This is a genomic window from Parendozoicomonas sp. Alg238-R29, from assembly GCF_947331445.1.
Lineage (GTDB): Bacteria > Pseudomonadota > Gammaproteobacteria > Pseudomonadales > Endozoicomonadaceae > Sansalvadorimonas.
On sequence record NZ_CAMZOG010000153.1, the window covers coordinates 1 to 4,047 of the forward strand.

4 protein-coding genes and 1 tRNA gene are annotated in these 4,047 nt (G+C 50.7%); 3 read left to right on the forward strand and 2 right to left on the reverse strand.

Annotated features, from left to right (window positions below; genetic code table 11):
• The first annotated feature begins 214 nt into the window (after positions 1–214).
• Positions 215–1,396, forward strand: coding sequence for an acetyl-CoA C-acyltransferase (locus QMA35_RS20885; RefSeq protein WP_281649081.1), 1,182 nt, complete (start codon positions 215–217; stop codon positions 1,394–1,396).
• On the opposite strand, the gene QMA35_RS20890 is transcribed toward QMA35_RS20885, so the two are convergent.
• The gene (locus QMA35_RS20890; RefSeq protein WP_281649082.1) at positions 1,346–2,128 is read right to left on the reverse strand and encodes a class I SAM-dependent methyltransferase; all 783 of its coding nucleotides are present in this window, start codon (positions 2,126–2,128) and stop codon (positions 1,346–1,348) included. The two genes, QMA35_RS20885 and QMA35_RS20890, sit on opposite strands and share 51 nt — an antisense overlap.
• Before the next feature lie 151 nt (positions 2,129–2,279).
• On the opposite strand from QMA35_RS20890, the gene QMA35_RS20895 reads away from it, so the two are divergent.
• A complete protein-coding gene (locus QMA35_RS20895; RefSeq protein ID WP_281649083.1) occupies positions 2,280–2,498 on the forward strand; it encodes a DUF3094 family protein in 219 nt (72 codons plus the stop codon).
• Between the two features lie 101 nt (positions 2,499–2,599).
• Positions 2,600–3,913, forward strand: coding sequence for an NAD(P)/FAD-dependent oxidoreductase (locus QMA35_RS20900; protein WP_281649084.1), 1,314 nt, complete (start codon positions 2,600–2,602; stop codon positions 3,911–3,913).
• Between the two features lie 58 nt (positions 3,914–3,971).
• On the opposite strand, the gene QMA35_RS20905 is transcribed toward QMA35_RS20900, so the two are convergent.
• Positions 3,972–4,047 (reverse strand) — tRNA-Lys (locus QMA35_RS20905).

The following is a 4,047-nucleotide window of genomic DNA, read 5'->3' on the forward strand; positions in this document are numbered from 1 at the left end:
CTTGGCTACATGGCAGCACGTACGTGCCCAATGCCAGAAAGGCTTCTTAAGCTGGCTGACTTACAGTGGTAATCAGGTTCCATTAAGGCACCCTGAGAAGTCAGTTTTGGTAAATCACTTTGAGCAACAGCAAACATGACGTCATACAAACTGCGATATACAATGCCACGGCGACCATAATCAGAATCATAAAACAGAAAACGTGGTATCAAGCATGAATCAGGATGACATTGTAATTGTCAGCGGCGCCCGTACTCCTATGGGTGGTCTTCAGGGCTCACTCAGCAGCCTCACAGCCCCCGAACTTGGCGCCACTGCAATCAAAGCTGCTGTAGAAAGAGCCGGCATTGCTTCTGCTGATGTTGAAGAAGTGATTATGGGCTGTGTTTTACCAGCAGGCCTGAAACAAGGCCCTGCCCGTCAGGCATCCCGCCAGGCAGGCCTGCCCGATGAAACCGGCTGCACCACTATTAACAAGCTGTGTGGCTCTGGCATGAAAGCCACCATGCTGGCCCACGACCTGATCAAAGCCGGAACCAACACCATTATGGTGTCGGGCGGTATGGAAAGTATGAGCAACGCTCCCTACGTTCTCGACAAAGCTCGCAGTGGCTACCGCATGGGTCATGGCAAGATTGCTGACCACATGTTCCTGGATGGGCTGGAAGACGCCGAGACTGGCCGCCTGATGGGTTCCTTTGCTCAGGACATGGCTGACGAGTACAAAATGACTCGAGAAGCGATGGATAACTTTGCTATTGAATCTCTTTCCCGCGCCAACTCAGCCATTGAAAACGGCTACCTGAAAGAAGAGATTGTTCCAGTCACCATTAAATCCCGTAAAGGTGAAACCGTCGTTGCTGAAGATGAGCAGCCAGGCAACGCCCGTATCGACAAGATTCCTCAATTGCGTCCGGCTTTCGCCAAAGACGGCACCATTACGGCGGCAAACGCCAGCTCTATTTCTGATGGCGCTTCCGCCCTGATTCTTATGACTGCAGGTGAAGCAGAAAAGCGTGGCCTCAAACCTCTGGCACGCATCGCGGGCCATGCAACCAACTCACGCCATCCTTCCGAGTTCACCATTGCGCCTGTTGGCGCAATGAGCAAGCTGTTTGAAAAAACAGGCTGGAACAAAGATGATGTAGATCTGTTTGAAATCAACGAAGCTTTTGCCATGGTAACTATGGCTGCGATTCAAGATCACAAACTGGATCACGCCAAAGTCAATATCCATGGCGGCGCCTGCGCTCAGGGTCACCCGATCGGCTCTACCGGCTCCAGAATCATCCTGTCACTGATTTACGCTCTGCGCCGCACCGGCGGCAAGAAAGGCGTAGCGGCTTTATGCATCGGTGGCGGTGAAGCGACCGCTATGGCTCTCGAGCTGATTTAACAGCTCATCATCCTGAAGGTCGTCCTGACCTTCAGGAGTTTCCTCCGGCGGCCCTACTCGCTGAATCCTCATATCCGACCAACCCCAGATAAACAACCCTGGAAATGCAGTCTCAAGCTGGAAGCGTTCTGGCATCAGCTGGGCAAACGAAGCATTCACCGACACAACCTTTGCCCCGTCCGGCAATCCTGCACACAACATGGCCACCTGACGGATACAGGATTCACTCATTGCCGTGCAGTCAACATACACCAGCTGCCAGCGCGACATATCCAGATCAAACATATCCCCGCAGATAAAAGAAACCCGCCCCGCTGGCATACATGTCCTGGCCAGTTTCTTTCCTAACTGAACGAACAGCGGAATTTGCTCAATACCGAGAGTTCTGCAGCCATAGCGATCGGATAGCCACACACAGTTGCGGCCAGTGCCGGCCCCCAACTCGAGGACGGCATCATCAGAAGAAATCCCGAGCCGACGAGCAACAGCTTCCAGAGTTATCAGCGGGGTTTCTCCGTACCCCTGAGCATCAAACTCACCTCGTTGATCGAGAAAGCGCCTACTCACTGCCCAGGGGGAACAGAGAAAGAAAAACAGTCTCCGTCGAAGTTCGAAATTCAAAAAACGAAGAGAAAAACAGTAGCGCAATCCAACAAGGGAGAGCATAAACTCCGTTCCCAGAGCCCGAAACCATCCCAGCAACGGATTTTCGGTGGCATTCTTCCAGTTCACTCTGTCACTCCTGCGCTTGTCACACTGAGGAACAATCAACCATAATCCTTACAGAATGGATTCAGGGGTTTCCCCTTCTCATAAAAATAATCATAGATAACTGCACGAAAGCGACGATGTATGGCAGTTTGTTTAAGCAGCGGGCACGCCTATGAATCAGAAAAACCAGAGCAAGAACAGTGACAGCGGGCAAGCAACTCGCCTTAATAACAGCGACCAACAACTTGTGGATGACTTCGTAAGTTCTGGTGTCAACAGAGAGGAACGCAAACCGTTCCGCCCCTGGACAATGATGCTCTGGTTGACCCTGAGCATTATTGCACTGGGAGTTGCTGCCCGCGTGATTGGAATATTTGTTCAGCCATACTGAATTTTTATCTCACAATTAATATCAACAAGCGAAGTTGCCGACCCAAAAACAAGAATGAGAAAGTGGCGCCGCCCTCGCATTAACAGAGCCTGAAAACACTAATGCATAAATATCAGGGGTTGCATCGTATTGTTATTGTCGGTGGCGGGGCCGGCGGTTTGGAACTGGCTACCCGGCTTGGGCGAACGCTGGGAAAAAAGAAGAAAGCAGAAATCCTGCTTGTGGACGCCCGCATGACTCATATTTGGAAGCCGCTGTTGCATGAGGTTGCTGCAGGCTCCCTGAACTCTTACAGCGATGAATTGAATTACCTTGCTCAGGCAAACTGGAATCACTTTCGCTTCCAACCTGGAACAATGTCTGGGCTAAACAGAGACAAGCAGATCATCACCCTCGCACCTGCTTTCGACAATACCGGCGCAGAATTGCTACCAGAGCGAACAATTCATTACGACTCTCTGGTTATCTCTGTAGGCAGCCATACCAATGACTTCGGCACCCCAGGCGCTCAGGAACATTGCTTGTTCCTCGACAGCCGTGAACAGGCCGAGCGCATTCATCATCATCTCATCAGCCGCTCTCTGCATTATGTATCCGGAGAAGAAGGCCCACAGCGCACAAATATTGCCGTGATTGGCGCCGGCGCTACGGGTGTAGAACTGACAGCAGAACTTCACAATGCCGCCAACCTGATGGTTCGCTACGGCCTTGAGCAGAATTCAGGAGAGATGCAGCTGACTCTCGTTGAAGGCAGTGATCGGGTACTTCCAGCACTGCCGAAACGTATCAGCAAGGGCGTACAAGCTCAGCTGAATAAACTGGGCATTCACACTCTGACTGGCACCCTGGTCAGCGAAATCACCGCAGACGGCATCAAAACCCGCAGTGGTGAAATGATCAAAACCGATCTGACAATCTGGGCCGCTGGAATTAAAGGCCCTGAATTCCTTCAGAATCTTGATAGCCTTGAAAGCAATCGCATTAATCAGTTGATAGTAAAACCCACCCTGCAAACCACCCAGGATGAAAACATATTTGCCCTTGGTGATTGTGCCAGCTGCACCATCTCCGGCAAAGATGGTGATTTTACTATTCCGCCAAGGGCTCAGAGTGCCCACCAGCAAGCCAGCCTTCTGGCCAAGAATTTAACTCGTAAGTTGAACAACCAGGAATTACTGGATTTTAAATACCGGGATCACGGTTCATTGATATCTCTGAGCAGCCATTCTGCTGTAGGAAACTTAATGGGGAATTTAATGGGCGATGTGATGCTGGAAGGATGGATGGCAAGGTTATTTTACTTGTCACTCTACCGCCTCCACCAGATGACTCTCTACGGTTTCTGGCGTACCGGCATGTTGATAGCGAAAGATCTTCTGGAACGCAGCACAACACCAAAGCTTAAACTTCATTGATCCATTATTTTTCACGCACAAAAAAGCCCGCTTTAACAAAGCGGGCTTTTTAAAAGAATGGTGGGTCGTGTAGGATTCGAACCTACGACCAATTGGTTAAAAGCCAACTGCTCTACCAACTGAGCTAACGACCC